The sequence below is a fragment of the Yoonia sp. genome (assembly GCF_046292185.1).
In the GTDB taxonomy this organism is placed as follows: domain Bacteria; phylum Pseudomonadota; class Alphaproteobacteria; order Rhodobacterales; family Rhodobacteraceae; genus Yoonia.
In genome coordinates this window covers 21,429-38,280 of the sequence record NZ_JBKBQY010000023.1, presented here as the reverse complement: position 1 = coordinate 38,280, position 16,852 = coordinate 21,429, and the positions used below count along the sequence as shown (strand labels likewise).

The window sequence follows — 16,852 nt, the reverse complement described above, 5'->3', positions numbered from 1 at the left end:
TGCGTATTCTTTAAACCCTATTTTAAAAGGGGGATTAAACGCCCGGTTGTCGATCCCCACTGACAGCGGCTTAAATTACGGGACATGGTCTAAATCGTCCCAAACCGTGCCTTTTTTGCAATCTCTGCAAACAGCGCACCGGCCCGATCCTCGCAGTCACATCAAGTGCCATCACCCTTGTTTTTATGCCAATCACTCGCATGATATTGGGTTTTATCAGATTATCCCGCACTTTGGCCGCACTGCAATAACAACTGTTTCCTTACACCCCTTGTAGCGCGACAGTAGTTTTTGCAGTGCGAGACAGTTAAGTTTGCAGCAACGCGATTTTCAGATGATGCAGTTGCGGAGCTTTTAAACGGGGTTTGAAAGGTGTCTTCAAGAAGCGAACCCCATCCCGATTCTTCATACCAATCGACAATGCGACTCGACTCTCGTTGCAACCTGAGCTCATCTCTTTCTCGCGCCGAGCTGTGCAACTGCTGCTGAAGCTCAGGATGCTTAACACGACAGGCGTGTAATGACACGGTGTTCCGGGGCTGAGAAAAGGCCGACTGGGCCACGGGTTCCGTGCCAATGTCCAGACTGTCAATCCATCTTCCCTTCGCGAAGCTTCAGCATCTTTAACGCTAATTTCTATTCCATCAACAACACGGAACAATGCCCGGTGTGCGGCTCTTTGCATGCAAAGGTGGCCGTTGGCCTCTTTGAGTTATCTGAGGACATCATCCGGTTGCTCGAGGGACCGACAGTCACACGAGAGTTGATGGACGATCTCACCCGCATCGCCCAAAGTGTTTTGCGGGGAGATATTTCATCTGATTTCGCGGTCGAGGAGATTGAGCGGCTCGCACCCGACGTCGGGGGATACCCCGGATCACCTTCACGACCCGCAGGTCGGACATGTGATCATCGTCGCGGATCAGAGCCAGCGTGTCCTCTTCAAAGGCCGCTTTAAGGGGGGGCATATTGACCCGGTACCAGTCCTCGGAAAACTTGATCGCCCAGACCAGACCGGAGCCTTCTTCGTCTTCGCGCAGACCGAACTTGCGCCCCAGCGCTTCAGCGATCGACATGCCGATACCGGTGGCATCAATCGCTGCACCGACCAGCCGGTTGCGCACATGGCTCATGATCAGTTCGACGGCGGCGTACTGCTCCGCAAAGGGCACGTTGCGCATTTCGATCGACAATGCCTCGTGCTGGCGCAGCTTCTGATCGATGGCCAGCAGCGGCACAGATGAGATGTCGGCAACGCGGCCCACGTCAAAACCCAGCGCGTAGCGCATGGTCATGTCGAGCCCGCCGAGTTCTTCCTCAATCTGTTCCATGAAGGGTGCAACCAGGCTGCGCTGTTCCAGATTGGGCCGCTGCAGAAAATCAGCCGGCAGCGTCAGACGGATCACCGGTTTGTCGATCGTCATGCGCGCGTCGATCAGCGGCGATGGCAACCAGGTGCCCGACGACGCACTCGGCACGCAGAACAATTCCTGATCGGCACTGGCGCCATAGAATTTGACGATGCCGGCGCGCCATGCCGCCTCGCCTTCGGGCGTCCATTCGTTGCCTTTGACCAGGCAAATGCGCTGGTACAGACCATCGCGCAGCGCGTCATCGAGATCGATGCGCAGATGTTCGCCTGGGGAGCGTTCAGACAGCACGTCCTGGATAGAGGCATTGAACGGGTTGTCGACACCGTAATGGGTCGAGCAGACAACAACCTGGCCGCCCCACATCAGGAACGCCATGGCCGCTTCGATCAGCGTGTCGAGGCTGTCGACGAATGCGGCCTCGTCGATGATCACGACGCCTTGCTTGCCGCGCAGTCCGCGCGGGGCAGAGCTGAGCGCCATGATCTCAAAGCCCGATGCAAACGGGATCCGGAATGCCTGGATCGCCTTGTCGCCGCCATCGTCGCCCTGCTCGAACAGAAACTCCTCTTCGGCCAAGGCCGCGATCGAGAATGCGCGGGCCCACATCGCGCAGGCGTCGATGAATTCGCGGGTCATCTCGCGGCTGTAGGAGATGTACATCACGTCCATGCCGCCGGCGCTTTTCTGACGGCCGGCGCGCAGCACAGCATACGCCGCCAGCGCCCAGGTCAGACCGATCCGGCGCGACTTCTCAATGTAGAGGGCTTGGGTCGATACGCTGTCGAGCAGTGAGACGGTGCGCTGCTGATAGGGCAACAGGACAGCTGGCAGGCCGACCTGGTCGATGACCCCAGGCATGGCGTCCATCGCCTCGCGGCGCTGTGCCTCCCATTCGGCTTGGCTGGGGGCATCAAGCATGCGGATCATTCCCGTTGACGTAGGCCTCGTAGCGGTCGGCTTCGGCCTGCGCGGCTGCCTCCAGTTCGGCAATGATCTGGGACTGGCGATGGATGATCTCCGCGCCACGCTCGAGCGATTTGACCAGATCGGCATGCCCAGTGCGATGAAGGCGCTTTGCCTGAGCGCGCAGATCATTGGCCACTTGCGCGGGTGTCGCCATCAGCATTTCTCCCAATAGCCGTTGCGCAGCCAGCCATGCCAATGGTCTTGCTGATTGACGGAAGGCTCTAGGATCGGCTCTGTGGTCGATCCGTTCCAATACCAGCTCGGGCGCGCGCCGGCGGGCTTCAGGCCGTCACCGACCAGCAACCGGCCTTTGTGACCGCAGCCGCAGGGGCAAAAATAGATAAACTCGCGCAGGTCTGGGTTTTCACGGTCCTCAAGATGAAAGCTGCCAGGATAGGCATCGGCGAGGAACCGTTCCGGATCGGGCTGATAAAGCGCACGGACGATCATGTCCGCACCCCGAGGATCTGCGCCTTGATCGCCTCGCTGGTCTCAGCCGTCATGCCCTTGGCCTTGGCGACGGCATCGACGGCTTCATTGACCTCTGCTGCGAATTGCTTGGCGTGCTTGATCCGCCGCTCGGTCGAGATGTTCTGCGCCTGGGAAACCTGCCGCATGGCCGAGGCCAGCTGCATCACATCCTTGGGCAACATCTTTTCACCATGATCGGCCAGCATGTGCAGGGTCAGCGATTTGATCGTCTCGGCCGTCATGATCGTCAGATCGTCGCTTTCCTTGGCGTCGAACTTCTCGGCGATGGCGGCGACGATATCGCGGGTCTGATCGTGCAGGCGTGTCAGGCGGCTGAGCCGCATCGAATAGCGATTGAACGCGGAAAAGCTTGGGATCGCGAATTCGAGCTCGCCCCGGTATTCCTGCATCAGCTGTTCGCATTTCAGGACGAACTCCGCATAGATGTCGGTCTGGGTCCGGTCGCGATCCGACAATTCGCTGGCCGCCCAGGCGACAATACCATCGCAGGCTTCTGGCAGCAGCTCGAATGCACTGAGCTTTCCGCGCCCCATATCAGGATACCGGCCGTGACGGGCGCTTGACGCCCTCGATGGCGATCTCCCGCTCGAGGTGACGATGCCCCTTGTCCGTCAATGTGGCGACCTGCACGGTGCCCGCGACCAAGACGGTGACAGCCCCCATGTCCTGCAAATACTTCAACTCCTCATGCACCCATGCCCGATCTTTGCGGATCCCGAACGGCTTGAGCATCTCGACCAGCAAATCGCTGTTGAGACGCTCATCGACTTGCTCGGCCAGTGATTTGAGAATGATCAGGCGGGCCTGTTCGCGGATGATCTGGTTCATATCCATCAAAGCTTGTCCTTACCGCGTTGCAGCAACAGTTCCTGCATGCGCTCGATGATGGCCGCGACTGGCCGCAACTCTCCTTTCAACTCGGTCAGCTGGATCCCGAATTTGTGGAAGTCATCACGTGTCGGGAGTGATCTGATCGTCGTTTCGAGGTTGCTCAGTCGATGCTTTGTCTCTCTGAGATCGTCCTCAACCGTCGCCGTCTTGGTCTTTGTAGATGCCAGATCAGCAATAAGGGCTTTCAGGCTTTCATCAGCGGTTTTTTGGGCCGCTGCGTTGTCTTTCGTGACCTCCTTTACGAACTTGGTCATCTTCCTGTTCAGCCAGATGCCCACGCCGGAAATGATGCCGCCGAAGGCGACAACGATAGCAGCGACAACCTGGACAACCCCGAGTGCTTCAATCCAATCCATCACGCAGGTCAGCCGATTTTGCGGTTGGCTTTGATCCGGCCAAAGATGGCCAGCACGCCACCGACACTGGACGCGATGCTGGCCAGCAGGATCGGCAGCTGAACAGCATCCTCCGGCGCCATCGAATAGCCGAAAAGGCCGGCAACCCCGCCACCGACCGCGACAACGCCGCCCCAGACAGCTTTGGATTTCAGGGCGTGTTTTGGTGCATCAGAAAACATTTTGAAGACCCCTTTCACGGGTGGTTTAAAGCCGCTTCAGGCGGCAGTTGAAAACGTGACGGGATCGGTATGGCTTGCGACGACCCAACCCTCCTGGCCGGCGTAGAAAACCTTGAGCCAGTCCCGCCCGGCGAAATGGCCCTGACGCAGGACGGGCACGATCGCGCCATGCGGGATCCCGGTGATAATGTTGGGGTTGAACGATGGCCAGCGGCGCATGTTTAGCGAACTGGACGGCACATTGATCGCGACCTGCTCAAAGCTCGCCACGAGATCCGACCCGGTGTCTGCCTCGACTGCCGCCACGTCTTCACGGCCCAGCACCCGGGCCCGAACCGCCTCCTGCGGAAACAGCGGATTAGTGTCCGTCTTGCGACCGGGCGAGATATACCAATGCGTCGTGATGTCGGTGAGCGGCGGCACATACCGGATGACGGCATGATCAGTGATCGTGATCGGCTCTCGTGTCATTTCTTATGCGCTCCCCAGTCAAAGTCGATCTTGGCGCGCTTGCCCCAGTCGCTCAGCGCCTTGATGACAGCGGCGATCTTGTCGTGATCGCGCATCATGTCGACGTCAGCCGGGACAGATCCCCAGCTGCGCTCAAAGTTGGACCTGATGAAGGTGTTCAGCCCCGCCCGATCAGGCCGTTCCAGCGCACCGGCATCGCCAAGCTTGCGCCAGAGCACATGGATCAGCCGCAGATCGCCGCGCGGGGCGGCAGGGCGGCGCTGGGTTGATTTCGTCGCTGGCTGGAACCCATCCGCCTTCAGCCGATCGAGCATAGCGGTCAGCTCCGCCTCGGTCATGTCGGACATGCTCTGCTTACCGCAGACCACGGCCTGCAGATCCCGGCGCGCCTGGACATCGAGCCCCAACTGCCGACATCCCACATGGATCATGCGCTGCAGCGACCGGTTCATGACGGTTCGACCTTGGAGGCGACCGCTTCCGGATCAGGCACACCGTGAACCGCCAGCGCGCGGGCTGCGCACTTCGCACGCAGATCGGCTTCAATCGCAGATTCGGCAAGATCGAACAAATCGGCGATCTCGATCGAATAGATGCGCCCGACTGACCAGACCTCCAGCCTGCGGCAATTGCTGGTGATAAACAGCTTCGCCGGTTGTTGTAAATCGGTTGTTCGTGTGTCATTCAGCCTCCACCTTTCGTGATTTCCCGCCGCTCGAGTTCCAGCTCGGCGGCGGTTTTATTTGGCAAGGACGTCTTCTCCGAAATCCTCGACCATGCTCGACCAGGTCCGGTATTCAGCAGTGGTCTGATACCCGGCGAGCCAGACCTGCTGTTGTTTGGTAAGCGCAGCGCCAGAGGCGATCAGCTGCTCAAGATCGCGGGCGCGCACGAATGTGTCACGACCATCGGCCTCCTCACTCTGCACGCGGCGTGCTGTGCGTGCGGTATCCAGATCAGCCATGGCCGCTTCAAATGCGGCCATCTGCGTCAGTGCATCTGTCAGCTCATCAAAGGCAGTGACCGGCGTGACGGGCGGGATAGGCAGACCGCTCATGGCTGCACCCAGTAAAACGTGGCGCCGGTCGGCTGCGCCCAATAAAGCATAGCCCCATATGCCGCCCAGATGACGATCATCAGGAAGAACAATGTCACCTCGAGACGCGAGGGTGCCGCTTTCAACCACCGCCGCATCACGCGGTCTCCTCGTGGGCAAAGTCGGCACCTTCGACCAGAACACGGGCCTCATGTGCCAGACGTTCCAGCCGCCGCAGATACGGGGCGCTGCCACGCTGGGATGCGCCGTTAGCCAGCTCAATCGCGAAGGAGAGGCGCTGCAATTCCGTCATACCCGCGCAAGCCTCGCGCGCCATGTCGACAAGATCGATCCTGCGTCCAATCATCATGGGCGTCGCTCCTGAAAGGAAGCGGTCTTTACTTCGGGGCAAATCAAGAGTGCGAGGTGACGGCGGATACTCATGCGGCCTCCTCCTTCGAAATCGAAGGCCGAGGAACGCAATCAGGCCATTCGAGATCTGATGGCCAATTTTCATCGAACCAGCGAACAACACTGTCGGCGGTCTTCAGCGTGCAGCCGGCCGTGCCCGACTTGAGGCTCCCAAAGAACTTCCCGTCATTTCGTGCGTAGGTCGAGATCGTCGAGAGCTTCAGCCCCGTGTGGGCCGAATATAGCTCCGCGATCATGACGAGTTTTTCGGTGTTCATTGTATCTCCATCAGGTAACTATCGGATGATTACCCGATAACTAAATAGGAAGTTTACCCGATTGTCAACTGCGAGATATTCGGGCATTATCCCGATTCGTGGAACATACCGTTAAACCTTTTTCTGATATCGTCTCTGAACAGCTTAAGTTGCTGGAAACTAATGCTTTTGCAGTTGAGCAAGCGCACGGATTAAAGGCAGATACGATCCGCAGCGTCATTCGTTCAGATGACAGGCGGGCGACACCGAACATTGATAGAGCGCGCGAGATTTGCGCAGCCCTCGGACTTGAATTCTACATCGGCCCTCCCCGCGAAACGGAAGCCATCCCACACACGATGATAAGCGGAAAAGACTACGCCACGGTCAGCTATCATGATGTCTCGGCATCGGCTGGACCGGGGGAAGAAGTTGATCCGAATGCGGCCGTTGAAAACTACGCCTTCCGCAGGGAATGGCTCAAGCGTCAAGGTGTAGCGCCGCAGGATGCGGCGATGCTTCGCGTGCGTGGCGACAGCATGATGCCTCGGATCGCGGATGGCGATGTGCTGCTGATCAACACCAAGCGCCGCACGCCACCGGTCACCCCGCCCAGCAAGACCGGCAAGCGCAGATCGTCGATCTATGTGGTGGATGTGGATGGTGAAACCCGCGTCAAATGGGTCGATCGACCAGACATGAAAACTTTGATCCTATATTCAGAGAACACAGCGCGATATTATCCGGAAGTATTCACCGGCAAAGAGCAGGACGAACGCCTACGCTTCATCGGCAAGGTCATATGGTGGGGCCATACCGAAAGATAACTGAGTTTTGCGAGATCAATGAATTCCGCATTTATAGGAGGCTACCTGTAGCTAGGTGGCGGCGACACAATAAGTGTCAGCTCTTACCCTCAGCACGCCTGATCCGCCGGATTGCCCGGTTCATAATAGTCTTGATCCTGGCGGTATATTCCGCATCACGCGCTCTTAGACGTTCTCTTGCGGCTTTCATAGCCTCAACAGCCTGTTTTTCCTGCTCATTCAGCGCGTCTATCCATTTCGCCATGTAGCGCCTCACACTGTACAATTGCCCCGTTTATGCTTGTTTAGGCCCAAACGTGCAGTGTGTCACGCTTGACGGTCAGTATCGCCCTGATCGGTGAAAAGAGCGTCCCAGTTCAGAGCGGGGCAGTGCGCCCCTACAAAATGCTATGTACATGTTTCCATTGTTATAATCGCTAAGTGGGACGCTTTTCGCGAACTGGGCGCAAAACCGCCCAGTTCGGATCGTTATTTTTACCCGGGTCTGCGCGTTGACCTCGCGCGCGCAGACACCTTAAACCCTATTTTAAAAGGGTATTGAACGACCGCCTACCCGCCTCGGCTGATCACCCTTCAGATCGCGTCATACTGGCGATATCAGCCCAAACCGTGGCTTTTTTGCAATCTCTGCAAACAACGCAACCGCTGGAGCCTCCAAATCGCACGCGCTCTCAAAGCCCTTATTTATATGCCCAACTTTCGCTAGATATCGGGTGTTCCTGCATTTTCCCACATTCTGCCTGCACTGCAATAACAACTGTTTCCTTACAGCCCCGATTGCCTTCCCACCCGCCCCGGCACAGATTGTGACCAACAAAGGAGCAATTCATGAACATCGACCTGCTGAAACGACTTTGCGAAATGCCGGGCGTGCCGGGGAACGAACACCGGGTGCGCGATCTGATCACGTCCGAGATCAAGGGCCTGTTCGATGAGGTCACGACCGACCCGATGGGGTCGCTGCTCTGCCGTCGCGACGCGAAAAAGAAAGACGCGCCGCGCATCATGCTGCTATGCCATATGGACGAAATCGGCTTTCTGGTCAGCCATATCAGCAAGGACGGCTATCTTTACCTGCAACCGGTCGGCGGGTTCGATCCGCGCAACCTGTTTTCGCGCCGGGTGCTGGTCTGCACCGACAATGGTGATTTCAAGGGTGTGATGAACCCCGGCGGCAAGCCGATCCATATTTCCAGCGCGGAAGATCGCAAGAAGGTGCCCGAAGTCACCGAATTCTTTGTCGATCTCGGTATGGGCAAGGCGGCTTGCGACAAGGTCAAGGTCGGCGATTTCGTGGTGATGGACGAACCCTTCCTTGAGATGGGGGATAAAGTCGTGTCCAAAGCGCTGGACAACCGCATCGCCTGCTGGCTGGGGATCGAGGCGATCCGCAAGCTGGCCAAAAAGGGGCGCGGCGCGGAAATCCACGTTGCCTTCACCTGCCAGGAAGAGGTCGGGCTGCGCGGCGCGCGCACGGCGGCCTATGCGATCAAGCCCGATATCGGGCTGGGGATCGACGTGACATTGGCCTGCGACACGCCGGGCATCGCGGACAAGGATGCGACCACGACGCAAGGCGCAGGTTTCGGGCTGCATATCCGCGACGGATCATTCATCGCCGATAAAAAGCTGGTCAGCGAAATCGAAGCGCTCGCGATCAAAAAGAAGATCCCCTATCAACGCACGATGCTGGCCGCCGGCGGGCAGGACGGGGCCGCCGCGCAACAGGCGGCCGCAGGCGCGCGCGCTGTCGGGATCGTGGTGGGCACGCGCTATATCCACACTGTTACCGAAATGGTGGACAAAGGTGATCTGCAGGCAGCATTGGATATCCTTGTCGCCTATCTGTCGGAATATTGACGAAAGGCGCGGGCGAGGGTCTGCCCTGCCCGCGTATCACCGCAGGGTGACGAATTTCAGCAGCACCAGCGCCAGCGCCAGCGACGCGGCCAGCCTTGCGTAGACGCAGGTCACCAGCCAGAATCCCAGAGCGATAAAGGCGATGTAATATGCCGTATCCCAGACCGCGGCCCAGCCAAGCGGTTCAAGCAGGACTGTAATTGCAGGGTTCACAGCAAAAGGCATTCCGGAAAGGCCAAGAACGCCAATACAGAACAATAGCAAACCTGCAATAGAAGCGCTGATATAGGCGCAGTAATCCAACATGTTACAGCCGCGATTGAAGCGGAGCTTTTTCCCGCTACCTAAAGCGGTATGCACATCGCCCCGCATGGTCAAGGCGTTGCAGGCCTTTTACTCAACGCATGCTGCAGGTGGTGAAAAGCGTGGGAACAAAGCCACGTTTCGTGCGGTCATCTTGGCTCGCGGACGATTTTCCCGCCCGCGAACCGCCCAAGACGACGCAGATCAACATCGTGATCAACAACAAATCAATCATTACTCGTTACCTTTGCCAGTCTTAGGCATTCACTATCTGCCAGACACTGGCATCACTCTTATCTTCATACTTATATGCACCAATCGTGCACTAATCGTGGCAAGATCTAGGTATCACCAAGAACCATCGTCGCAAAACAATTACAAAAGGACAGGTAGCGCTAACCGGACGAAATAAAAAACCGAAAATCACGCGTGCCGCGATATTTTCGACAAGCCGCGGAGTGCGGCAGGCGCAGCGCCTACCTTTTTGATTCCAGCGCCGCAATTCTTGCTGCCAGCGCTTCGTTTTCTTCGCGGGCCTTCTGGGCCATCGCGCGGACCGCATCGAATTCCTCGCGCGTCACAAAGTCACGATCCGCCAGCCAGCGGTCCATCATGGATTTCATCGCTGTCTGCGCCTCGTCGCGCGCGCCTTGGGCGACGCCCATGGCATTGGTCATCAACTGGCTCAGATCGTCAAAGATCTTGTTCTTGTTCTGCATGGTTCTCTCTCCTAAGCTGTTCGTCTGTATATGGGGCCAAGCGGGCGCGCAGACAAGCAGGCAGCCATGCTTGACATCGCCGCAGCATCGCATCACGACTTGCGCCATGATTGCAGCTATCCCCTTTCCCGATATCTCGCCCGATATTTTCACGATCGAGCTGTTCGGCTTTTCATTGGCGCTGCGCTGGTATGCGATGGGTTATATCGTCGGCATCGCGCTGGGCTGGATGATCATCAAGGCGGCGCTGCGCCGCCCCGATATCTGGCGCAATGGCCCCCCGATGGAGCCCGCACGGCTGGAGGATCTGCTGACCTATATCGTGCTGGGGGTGATCGGCGGCGGGCGGTTGGGCTATGTGCTGTTCTATCAACCCCGCGAATTTCTGGCGAACCCGGTGGATATCATCAAGATCTGGGAGGGCGGGCTGTCGTTTCACGGTGGTTTCGTCGGCGTGGTGCTGGCCGTTTACCTGTTCAGCCGCAGGCACAAGGTCCCCTTGCCCGATCTGGCCGATATCATCGCCGTGGCGGCAACGCCGGCCATCCTGCTGGTCCGCATTGCCAATTTCATCAATGCCGAACTCTGGGGCCGTCCGACCGATGTGCCCTGGGGCGTGATCTTTCCGGGCGACGCCGCGCAATCCTGCGCCACAGCAACCGCGCCCTGTGTGCGCCATCCGTCCCAGCTATACGAGGCGGGGCTGGAAGGGTTGTTGTTGGGCGGCATTCTTTTGTTGCTGGCGTTCCGCTTTGGCGGGTTGAAAAAGCCCTGGCTTTTGTCGGGGGTGTTCTTTGCCGGCTATGGCATCGCGCGGTTCATCGTCGAATTCGTCCGACAGCCCGATGCGCAATTCGTTTCTGCCGGGAATGAACTGGGGCTAGCGCTGCATTATGGCGGCTATGGTCTGACCATGGGCCAATTGCTGACGCTGCCGATGATCCTGACAGGGCTGGTCGTGGTGGCGATCGCCAGCCGCAGATGAGCGCGCTGAAAGACCTGCTAAACGCGCAGATCGCGCGCAGCGGCCCGATCAGCGTCGCCATTTTCATGCAGGATGCATTGATGCATCCAGTGCATGGCTATTACGCCACCCGCGATCCTTTCGGCGCGCAGGGCGATTTCACCACAGCGCCAGAGATCAGCCAGATGTTCGGCGAAATCATCGGCCTTGCGCTGGCGCAAAGCTGGCTGGAGCAGGGTGCGCCCGACCCGGTGACATTGGCCGAACTCGGCCCCGGGCGTGGCACGCTGATGGCCGATATCCTGCGTGCGACTGCCGGGGTGCCGGGGTTTCATGCCGCGGCACAGGTGCATTTCGTGGAAACGTCGGCGCATCTGCGCGGACTGCAGGCGGCGCGTGTGCCGCAGGCGATCTGGCATGACAGCGTCGCCACCCTGCCTGACGCGCCGCTGTTGCTGGTGGCGAATGAATTTTTCGACGCGCTGCCAATCCGACAATTCATCCGCGCAGGCAACGGCTGGCGCGAAAGGATGGTCGGCGCGCGCGACGGCGATCTGTGCTTTGGCTTGTCCGATGCGACCCCCCTTGCGCAATTGGCGCATCGGCTGGCCGATACACGCGATGGTGATCTGGTCGAACTCTGCCCCGCCCTGCCCGGTATCATCACCGCGATTGCGAAAAGGATCGCATCCCATGGCGGCGCGGCGCTGATCATCGATTACGGTGACTGGCAATCCCTTGGCGACACGTTGCAGGCGCTGTCCGGCCATGCGCATGCTGATACACTGGCAGATCCGGGCGCGGCTGACCTGACCGCCCATGTGGATTTCGCCGCGATTGCCGCCCATGCTGGTCCGGCGGCCCATAGCAGACTGACCCCGCAAGGCGTGTTTCTGGAACGGCTGGGCATCACCGCGCGGGCGCAAAAGCTTGCCGCGGGCCTGGTGGGCGAGTCGTTGCAGGCACATATCGCCGCGCATCGGCGCTTGACCCATCCTGCCGAAATGGGCGACCTTTTCAAAGTGATGGCTATCTACCCCGCGCGCGCCGCGCCACCGCCAGGATTGGACCGATGATGTTAGAGATCATTACCGATGCGACACTTGGGGCAGTACGACACGGATTTTTCACCCGCAAGGGCGGGGCGTCGTCGGGCGTATTCGCGGGGTTGAACTGCGGTTTCGGCAGTTCCGACCAGCAGGATATCGTCGCGATCAACCGCCACCGGGTGGCCGGCGCGCTGGATCTGGCCTCCGATCATCTGGTCGGTGTGCATCAGGTCCATTCCGCCGATGTCGTCACGGTGACGGATGCCGAACCCGTGCTGCAGCGGGCTGACGCGCTGGTCACACGCACCAAAGGGATCGGCCTTTCCGTGCTGAGCGCTGATTGCCAGCCGGTGCTGTTCTGCGATGAACATTCCGGTGTCATCGGCGCGGCCCATGCCGGCTGGAAAGGTGCACTGTCGGGCGTGCTGGAAAATACGCTGGAGGCGATGGAGAAACTGGGCGCGCAGCGCGGAAACATCGCCGCCGTGATCGGCCCCTCGATCAGCCAGCGCAATTACGAGGTGGGCAGCGATTTCCGCGACAGGTTTCTGGCCGTCGATCCGGGCTATGACAGGTTCTTTGCCGCAGGCCAGCAATCGCGGTTCCAGTTCGATCTGCCCGGCTTTGGCCTGATGCGCCTGCGCAAGGCCGGGGTGGGAAAGGCACAGTGGACACACCATTGCACCTATGCCGATCCGGCGCGTTTCTTCAGTTACCGGCGCAGCGTACATCTGCAAGAGGCGGATTACGGCCGCCTGATCGCCGCCATCCGCCTGTGACACGCACTGAACCGCAAAAGTAATATAAAATGCACATCTCGCTTCCCTTACGTAAATTACGTGATTGATCGACTGCGCGTTTGTTGGTTACCTTGAGCCTGCCAGACTCTCTCGAAATGTTTTCTCGATCTGGCATCGTAGTGTTTGTTAAAAGGTTAACGTGATGACAGCTTTCTCGCGCCAAGAGGCCGCGCAAACCAGCCTGTGGTTGCAGCGCAAATATTCAATCGCCTATCTGCATCCGGACGGCGATATCCGGGAAGTGACCCGATACGCGCCCGCTATTCCCGCCTTTGAAGATGCCTTTGCGGTATTCGGCCGCGGCACGATGGTCGATTCCCACGCCGGTCTGATCGCGATCGAGGATCTGCTGCCGGGCGACAGGCTCCGCCTGCGCGCGGGTCATTTTGCGCGCGTGCTGTGGCGCGGCAAGATCACGGTGATGCCGGACGAAACTACGGCAGATGCGGCGGCACCTTGCCTGACGCGGGTCATGGCGGATGCTTTCGGCGCTGATCGGCCCAGGCGTGACCTGATCCTGGGGCCTGCCGCGCGGCTGTGCTATCAGACAGCCGGGATCAGCAGGCTGACAGGCAAATCTGCCGCCTATATCCCCGCCGCAGATTTCGTCGATGGCCATCAGTTTGTCGCGCTGCGCCCGCATGCGCCGGTCGATCTGTATCAGGTCGGCTTTGCCGGTCAGGAAACTCTGATCGCCAATGGCATCGGCGTGGAAAGCCTGCACCCCGGCACGGCTTTCAGTCTGGGCCTGCGTGGACAATCGCTGTCACAATATCTTTCCCTGTTTCCGCATCTGCGCGATCTGGAGGATGCGGGCCTGATGACTTTGCCCCGGCTGCGGCTGCATGATCTGGATCTGCTTAAATAGCCAGCGGCGGCGTGATATGCACGGATCGCGCCCAAAAGCGCCACATCAGCAGGGTCGCTGCGACCATCAGGCCCAGCACCAACCCCAGCCAGATGCCAACGCCGCCAAAGCCCCAATAGAAGGCCAGCAGATATGACGTCGGCAGCCCGATCACCCAATAGCTGAAGGTCGCCATGATCATGGGCACGGTCGTATCCTGCACCCCGCGCAACAGGCCCAGAACCACGACCTGCAGACCGTCCACCAACTGGAACAGGCCTGCGATCATCACCAGCGTGATACCGACCTGCAGCAGGCGCAATCTTTCCGGTTCTGCCGGGTCAATGAACAAGGACACCAGCGTGCCGGGGATGATCAGAAACACCGCCGAGGTCGCCGCCGCGTAAAGCGCAGACATCGCGATGGCCGTGATCCCGCCCCGCCGCAGCCCCTGTTCATCACGCCGCCCCAGCGCACGACCCGCGCGCACGGTGGCCGCCTGGGAAAACCCGATATGCACCATGAAGGTCAGGCTGGCCAGTTGGATGGCGATTCCATGCGCGGCCAGCGGCACCGGCCCGATCCAGCCCATCATGATCGCCGACGCGCTGAACAGGCCACCCTCGGCCAGTGACGTCAGCCCAATGGGCCAGCCCAGCACAAAGACGCGGCGCATGATCTCTGCGTCGGGCCGGTGGAAATTGCGGAACAATTCATATTGCGGCAGCTTGCGCCCGATATACCCCACCAACAGCGCAACCGTCAGCAGATTGACGAAGACAGAGGCGATGGCCGCCCCTTCGATGCCCAGTTCCGGCGCGCCCAGATTGCCAAAGATCAGCGCGTAATTCACCAGCCCGTTCAGCACCGCCGTTCCGACCGTGGCCCACAGGATAAAGGCGGTATGTTCAAGCGCCACCAGAAAGGATTTCAGCGCCATGATCAGCAGCATCGGGACCATGCCCAAAATGGCGATCCGCAGGTACAGATGCGCCTCTGCCGCGACGACCGGGTCTTGCCCGATGGCGATCAGGATCGGTTCCGACCAAAAAAACGGCAGCATCACCAAAGCGCCATAGAAAATCGACAGCCACAGCCCCATGCGCGTCACACGCCGGACCTGCACCTGATCATTCTGTTCATTCGCTGCCGCTACCAGCGGCGTGATCGCCTGCGCAAACCCGGCACCGAGGATGAACACGACGAAGAACATCGAGGTCGCGATCGTCGCTGCCGCCAGGGCGGTCACATCATACCAGCCCAGCATCAGCGTATCGGTCATATGGATCGCGAATTGCGCCATATTGCTGAGAATCAACGGGATTCCCAGCTTCCAGATCGCGCGGGAATGTTCGGGATATGTCGTGGCGACCTTTTGCATGGCGACAGCCTTAGGCCCGAAAATTGGGGCCGTAAAGCGCAATCAAATGCTGCGTTGCACCAGTTGCAAGGCCAACACCAGCACCACCGCACCGGCCGCGATCTCGGCTGTCGCCATCATCCGCGCGGTGCCCCGGTTACTGACCAATTGCAAGGCACTTTCACGAAACCCCACGGCGGCAAAGGCGACTAGCATCGTGATGCTCGCCGTGCCAAGGCCCATGGCAAAAGCGCCGACAATCCCGGCCCAGTCTAGCCCGAAACGCCATGTCAGGATCAACAGGAACATCGCGCCGGTGCAGGGCCGCACAGCGATCACCGCCACGATGGCAATGGCATCGCGCAGGGACCGGACTTCGGCGGCTTGTGCCACGCTGGGTCCATGGGCATGGCCGCAGCTTGCGCAGACCGCGTCATCACGGGGGGCAATACGGGCCTGCTGCGCTTTCAGATGCCGCGCGCCGCGCAGCACCAGCCACAGGCCGACCCCCGCGATCAGAGCATAGCTGAAAGGCTCAAGGATATCATCGGCCAGCCCCGTCATCTGCGCCCGGCCCCAGCCCAGAACCAGCACCGCGCCATAAACCAGCACCACCGCCGTTGCCGCCTGTGCTAGCGACGACGCCAGCGCCAAGCCCACCAGCCGTCCCACCGGCACCCGCGCGCCTAGGCCGTAGCCGCCGATGACCAGCTTGCCATGCCCCGGTCCCGCCGCATGGACGAACCCATAGGCAAAGCACAGACCCCAAAGCGTCAGCACCGCCGCCATGTCGCCCTGTTGCAAGGCCCGCAAAGCGCCAGCCATCGCATTCTGGACCTGCATCTGGCTGGCCGCCGCCTGCCGCGCGATCTGGTCCGCGCCGCCAAAGCCCCAAAGCCAGACAGCACCCATCCCGATTGCGATCAGCGCTGTCAGAGCAAGCCAGCGCATGTCACCACCACTGTATCGGCAAAGGAACGGCCGACTTCGGGAAAATCCTCATCAGGGCCGACATCGCTGGCGGGACGGCCATAAAGCAGCTCCTCGACCAGCGTATAGGCGGCATCCAGATTGGCGGGGATCACCGACACTTCGCAATCATCGCGGCCTTCGACGGTCACGGGCCCTGCCAGCGTATAGGCGATGTAATAAGTCGGATCATAAGGCAGGATGGTCAGCGCCGCCGCGCGGTCCGCCAGATCCGCCAAAGGGCGCAGATGGGTTTCACGCAACAGACCATCCTCATAGACCATGCTGTGGTCCCGCTTTGGCGCAAGCGGCAGGGGCTTGTCGTCCTGCAACACCTCCAGATCGCCGTCGAAATCGGGGGGCCAGGCGGCAACCTGTTCATCCAGCAGCGCCTGTTCCTGTGGCGTCAGCTGCAGATCACCGTCCAGATCGACCCCCAGATCGGAGGTCACGAGCATCGAAAAATACTCGTCATAAACCCAGTCCAGCCGCACCGCGACCGTCCCGTCCGGTTCAAAGACGACGGCCATATCCACATGGACGAACACATGCGGATGCGCCAGCGCAGGCATCGGGAGCAACAGGGCGGAGATCAGGGAAAATTTGCGCAACATCGCCCATTAGGTAACGTGATCGATGGATTGCTGCAATCAGGCTTTACGCGATCCGGCGACACTTGG

General features: G+C 59.6%; 25 protein-coding genes. 7 read left to right on the top strand and 18 right to left on the bottom strand.

The genetic code is table 11. From position 1 onward, the window contains the following. Nucleotides 1-277, top strand: a 277-nt coding sequence (locus ACK4TM_RS06415; protein WP_409698466.1) for a hypothetical protein, incomplete at its 5' end; no start/stop codon positions are given. 499 nt (nt 278-776) lie between these two features. Here the strand turns inward: ACK4TM_RS06415 and ACK4TM_RS06410 are convergent. The 13 genes from ACK4TM_RS06410 to ACK4TM_RS06350 all read right to left on the bottom strand — a co-directional run bounded on the left by ACK4TM_RS06410 (nt 777) and on the right by ACK4TM_RS06350 (nt 6,495). After that, nucleotides 777-2,291: a terminase large subunit domain-containing protein gene (locus tag ACK4TM_RS06410; RefSeq protein ID WP_409698463.1), complete on the bottom strand. Its 1,515-nt coding sequence runs from the start codon at nt 2,289-2,291 to the stop codon at nt 777-779. After that, a complete protein-coding gene (locus tag ACK4TM_RS06405; RefSeq protein ID WP_409698460.1) occupies nt 2,284-2,499 on the bottom strand; it encodes a hypothetical protein in 216 nt (71 codons plus the stop codon). Before ACK4TM_RS06405 ends, ACK4TM_RS06410 begins: the two co-directional genes overlap by 8 nt. Beyond that, complete coding sequence (locus tag ACK4TM_RS06400) at nt 2,493-2,789, bottom strand: DUF6527 family protein (protein ID WP_409698457.1); 297 nt, start codon at nt 2,787-2,789, stop codon at nt 2,493-2,495. The genes ACK4TM_RS06405 and ACK4TM_RS06400 overlap by 7 nt, the downstream gene beginning before the upstream one ends. Next, entirely contained in the window at nt 2,786-3,364 is a 579-nt protein-coding gene (locus ACK4TM_RS06395; protein WP_409698454.1) for a phage protein Gp27 family protein, read from the bottom strand. The genes ACK4TM_RS06400 and ACK4TM_RS06395 overlap by 4 nt, the downstream gene beginning before the upstream one ends. A gap of 1 nt (nt 3,365) precedes the next feature. Beyond that, nucleotides 3,366-3,659, bottom strand: coding sequence for a hypothetical protein (locus ACK4TM_RS06390; RefSeq protein WP_409698451.1), 294 nt, complete (start codon nt 3,657-3,659; stop codon nt 3,366-3,368). A 5-nt stretch (nt 3,660-3,664) separates the two neighbouring features. Beyond that, a complete protein-coding gene (locus tag ACK4TM_RS06385) occupies nt 3,665-4,078 on the bottom strand; it encodes a DUF2730 family protein (RefSeq protein ID WP_409698447.1) in 414 nt (137 codons plus the stop codon). Between the two features lie 8 nt (nt 4,079-4,086). Further along, nucleotides 4,087-4,299, bottom strand: coding sequence for a hypothetical protein (locus ACK4TM_RS06380; RefSeq protein ID WP_409698444.1), 213 nt, complete (start codon nt 4,297-4,299; stop codon nt 4,087-4,089). Nucleotides 4,300-4,335: 36 nt separating this feature from the next. Continuing rightward, the gene (locus ACK4TM_RS06375; protein ID WP_409698441.1) at nt 4,336-4,770 is read right to left on the bottom strand and encodes a hypothetical protein; all 435 of its coding nucleotides are present in this window, start codon (nt 4,768-4,770) and stop codon (nt 4,336-4,338) included. Further along, nucleotides 4,767-5,222 carry a gp16 family protein gene (locus tag ACK4TM_RS06370; RefSeq protein WP_409698438.1) on the bottom strand — a complete coding sequence of 152 codons (456 nt, stop codon included), beginning with the start codon at nt 5,220-5,222 and terminating at the stop codon, nt 4,767-4,769. The genes ACK4TM_RS06375 and ACK4TM_RS06370 overlap by 4 nt, the downstream gene beginning before the upstream one ends. 287 nt (nt 5,223-5,509) lie before the next feature. Then, nucleotides 5,510-5,827: a hypothetical protein gene (locus tag ACK4TM_RS06365; RefSeq protein ID WP_409698436.1), complete on the bottom strand. Its 318-nt coding sequence runs from the start codon at nt 5,825-5,827 to the stop codon at nt 5,510-5,512. After that, nucleotides 5,824-5,964: a hypothetical protein gene (locus ACK4TM_RS06360; protein ID WP_409698433.1), complete on the bottom strand. Its 141-nt coding sequence runs from the start codon at nt 5,962-5,964 to the stop codon at nt 5,824-5,826. Before ACK4TM_RS06360 ends, ACK4TM_RS06365 begins: the two co-directional genes overlap by 4 nt. After that, the gene (locus ACK4TM_RS06355) at nt 5,964-6,176 is read right to left on the bottom strand and encodes a hypothetical protein (RefSeq protein WP_409698430.1); all 213 of its coding nucleotides are present in this window, start codon (nt 6,174-6,176) and stop codon (nt 5,964-5,966) included. Before ACK4TM_RS06355 ends, ACK4TM_RS06360 begins: the two co-directional genes overlap by 1 nt. A 70-nt stretch (nt 6,177-6,246) precedes the next feature. Continuing rightward, nucleotides 6,247-6,495: a hypothetical protein gene (locus ACK4TM_RS06350; protein ID WP_409698427.1), complete on the bottom strand. Its 249-nt coding sequence runs from the start codon at nt 6,493-6,495 to the stop codon at nt 6,247-6,249. Nucleotides 6,496-6,593: 98 nt separating this feature from the next. On the opposite strand from ACK4TM_RS06350, the gene ACK4TM_RS06345 reads away from it, so the two are divergent. Then, nucleotides 6,594-7,301 (top strand): helix-turn-helix transcriptional regulator, encoded by a 708-nt coding sequence (locus ACK4TM_RS06345; protein WP_409698424.1) that lies wholly within the window; start codon nt 6,594-6,596, stop codon nt 7,299-7,301. A gap of 828 nt (nt 7,302-8,129) precedes the next feature. Next, nucleotides 8,130-9,161 carry a M42 family metallopeptidase gene (locus ACK4TM_RS06340; RefSeq protein ID WP_409698421.1) on the top strand — a complete coding sequence of 344 codons (1,032 nt, stop codon included), beginning with the start codon at nt 8,130-8,132 and terminating at the stop codon, nt 9,159-9,161. A gap of 36 nt (nt 9,162-9,197) precedes the next feature. Here ACK4TM_RS06340 and ACK4TM_RS06335 read toward each other — a convergent pair whose 3' ends face one another. Continuing rightward, nucleotides 9,198-9,374, bottom strand: coding sequence for a hypothetical protein (locus ACK4TM_RS06335; RefSeq protein ID WP_409698418.1), 177 nt, complete (start codon nt 9,372-9,374; stop codon nt 9,198-9,200). A 566-nt stretch (nt 9,375-9,940) separates the two neighbouring features. Next, complete coding sequence (locus tag ACK4TM_RS06330; RefSeq protein ID WP_409698415.1) at nt 9,941-10,183, bottom strand: accessory factor UbiK family protein; 243 nt, start codon at nt 10,181-10,183, stop codon at nt 9,941-9,943. Nucleotides 10,184-10,289: 106 nt separating this feature from the next. Here ACK4TM_RS06330 and lgt point away from each other — a divergent pair, with 106 nt between their 5' ends. From lgt to ACK4TM_RS06310, 4 genes are all read left to right on the top strand, one after another. Then, nucleotides 10,290-11,168, top strand: coding sequence for a prolipoprotein diacylglyceryl transferase (lgt, locus tag ACK4TM_RS06325; RefSeq protein WP_409698412.1), 879 nt, complete (start codon nt 10,290-10,292; stop codon nt 11,166-11,168). Further along, complete coding sequence (locus tag ACK4TM_RS06320) at nt 11,165-12,223, top strand: class I SAM-dependent methyltransferase (RefSeq protein WP_409698409.1); 1,059 nt, start codon at nt 11,165-11,167, stop codon at nt 12,221-12,223. The genes lgt and ACK4TM_RS06320 overlap by 4 nt, the downstream gene beginning before the upstream one ends. Beyond that, the gene (gene pgeF / locus ACK4TM_RS06315; protein WP_409698406.1) at nt 12,220-12,975 is read left to right on the top strand and encodes a peptidoglycan editing factor PgeF; all 756 of its coding nucleotides are present in this window, start codon (nt 12,220-12,222) and stop codon (nt 12,973-12,975) included. The genes ACK4TM_RS06320 and pgeF overlap by 4 nt, the downstream gene beginning before the upstream one ends. Nucleotides 12,976-13,138: 163 nt before the next feature. Continuing rightward, nucleotides 13,139-13,864 (top strand): Hint domain-containing protein, encoded by a 726-nt coding sequence (locus ACK4TM_RS06310; protein WP_409698403.1) that lies wholly within the window; start codon nt 13,139-13,141, stop codon nt 13,862-13,864. Here ACK4TM_RS06310 and ACK4TM_RS06305 read toward each other — a convergent pair. Genes ACK4TM_RS06305 through ACK4TM_RS06295 form a run of 3 tightly spaced genes read right to left on the bottom strand, consistent with a single transcriptional unit; the run spans nt 13,857 to nt 16,786 of the window. Further along, on the bottom strand, nt 13,857-15,224 hold the full coding sequence (locus ACK4TM_RS06305) for an MATE family efflux transporter (RefSeq protein WP_409698400.1): 1,368 nt from the start codon (nt 15,222-15,224) through the stop codon (nt 13,857-13,859). The two genes, ACK4TM_RS06310 and ACK4TM_RS06305, sit on opposite strands and share 8 nt — an antisense overlap. A gap of 42 nt (nt 15,225-15,266) precedes the next feature. Continuing rightward, entirely contained in the window at nt 15,267-16,154 is an 888-nt protein-coding gene (locus ACK4TM_RS06300; RefSeq protein ID WP_409698397.1) for a nickel/cobalt transporter, read from the bottom strand. Next, on the bottom strand, nt 16,136-16,786 hold the full coding sequence (locus tag ACK4TM_RS06295; RefSeq protein WP_409698394.1) for a DUF1007 family protein: 651 nt from the start codon (nt 16,784-16,786) through the stop codon (nt 16,136-16,138). The genes ACK4TM_RS06300 and ACK4TM_RS06295 overlap by 19 nt, the downstream gene beginning before the upstream one ends. Between the last annotated feature and the right edge of the window lie 66 nt (nt 16,787-16,852).

Excerpts from the sequence above, each read along its gene's own strand:
- ACK4TM_RS06375 (WP_409698441.1), bottom strand. The coding sequence starts at position 4,770 with ATGACACGAGAGCCGATCACGATCACTGATCATGCCGTCATCCGGTAT.
- ACK4TM_RS06405 (WP_409698460.1), bottom strand. The coding sequence starts at position 2,499 with ATGCTGATGGCGACACCCGCGCAAGTGGCCAATGATCTGCGCGCTCAG.
- ACK4TM_RS06400 (WP_409698457.1), bottom strand. The coding sequence starts at position 2,789 with ATGATCGTCCGTGCGCTTTATCAGCCCGATCCGGAACGGTTCCTCGCC.
- ACK4TM_RS06380 (WP_409698444.1), bottom strand. The coding sequence starts at position 4,299 with ATGTTTTCTGATGCACCAAAACACGCCCTGAAATCCAAAGCTGTCTGG.
- ACK4TM_RS06340 (WP_409698421.1), top strand. The coding sequence starts at position 8,130 with ATGAACATCGACCTGCTGAAACGACTTTGCGAAATGCCGGGCGTGCCG.
- ACK4TM_RS06385 (WP_409698447.1), bottom strand. The coding sequence starts at position 4,078 with ATGGATTGGATTGAAGCACTCGGGGTTGTCCAGGTTGTCGCTGCTATC.
- ACK4TM_RS06305 (WP_409698400.1), bottom strand. The coding sequence starts at position 15,224 with ATGCAAAAGGTCGCCACGACATATCCCGAACATTCCCGCGCGATCTGG.
- ACK4TM_RS06355 (WP_409698430.1), bottom strand. The coding sequence starts at position 6,176 with ATGATGATTGGACGCAGGATCGATCTTGTCGACATGGCGCGCGAGGCT.
- ACK4TM_RS06410 (WP_409698463.1), bottom strand. The coding sequence starts at position 2,291 with ATGCTTGATGCCCCCAGCCAAGCCGAATGGGAGGCACAGCGCCGCGAG.
- ACK4TM_RS06320 (WP_409698409.1), top strand. The coding sequence starts at position 11,165 with ATGAGCGCGCTGAAAGACCTGCTAAACGCGCAGATCGCGCGCAGCGGC.
- ACK4TM_RS06350 (WP_409698427.1), bottom strand. The coding sequence starts at position 6,495 with ATGAACACCGAAAAACTCGTCATGATCGCGGAGCTATATTCGGCCCAC.
- lgt (WP_409698412.1), top strand. The coding sequence starts at position 10,290 with ATGATTGCAGCTATCCCCTTTCCCGATATCTCGCCCGATATTTTCACG.
- ACK4TM_RS06310 (WP_409698403.1), top strand. The coding sequence starts at position 13,139 with ATGACAGCTTTCTCGCGCCAAGAGGCCGCGCAAACCAGCCTGTGGTTG.
- ACK4TM_RS06370 (WP_409698438.1), bottom strand. The coding sequence starts at position 5,222 with ATGAACCGGTCGCTGCAGCGCATGATCCATGTGGGATGTCGGCAGTTG.
- pgeF (WP_409698406.1), top strand. The coding sequence starts at position 12,220 with ATGATGTTAGAGATCATTACCGATGCGACACTTGGGGCAGTACGACAC.
- ACK4TM_RS06360 (WP_409698433.1), bottom strand. The coding sequence starts at position 5,964 with ATGCGGCGGTGGTTGAAAGCGGCACCCTCGCGTCTCGAGGTGACATTG.
- ACK4TM_RS06330 (WP_409698415.1), bottom strand. The coding sequence starts at position 10,183 with ATGCAGAACAAGAACAAGATCTTTGACGATCTGAGCCAGTTGATGACC.
- ACK4TM_RS06395 (WP_409698454.1), bottom strand. The coding sequence starts at position 3,364 with ATGGGGCGCGGAAAGCTCAGTGCATTCGAGCTGCTGCCAGAAGCCTGC.
- ACK4TM_RS06365 (WP_409698436.1), bottom strand. The coding sequence starts at position 5,827 with ATGAGCGGTCTGCCTATCCCGCCCGTCACGCCGGTCACTGCCTTTGAT.
- ACK4TM_RS06300 (WP_409698397.1), bottom strand. The coding sequence starts at position 16,154 with ATGCGCTGGCTTGCTCTGACAGCGCTGATCGCAATCGGGATGGGTGCT.
- ACK4TM_RS06295 (WP_409698394.1), bottom strand. The coding sequence starts at position 16,786 with ATGTTGCGCAAATTTTCCCTGATCTCCGCCCTGTTGCTCCCGATGCCT.
- ACK4TM_RS06390 (WP_409698451.1), bottom strand. The coding sequence starts at position 3,659 with ATGAACCAGATCATCCGCGAACAGGCCCGCCTGATCATTCTCAAATCA.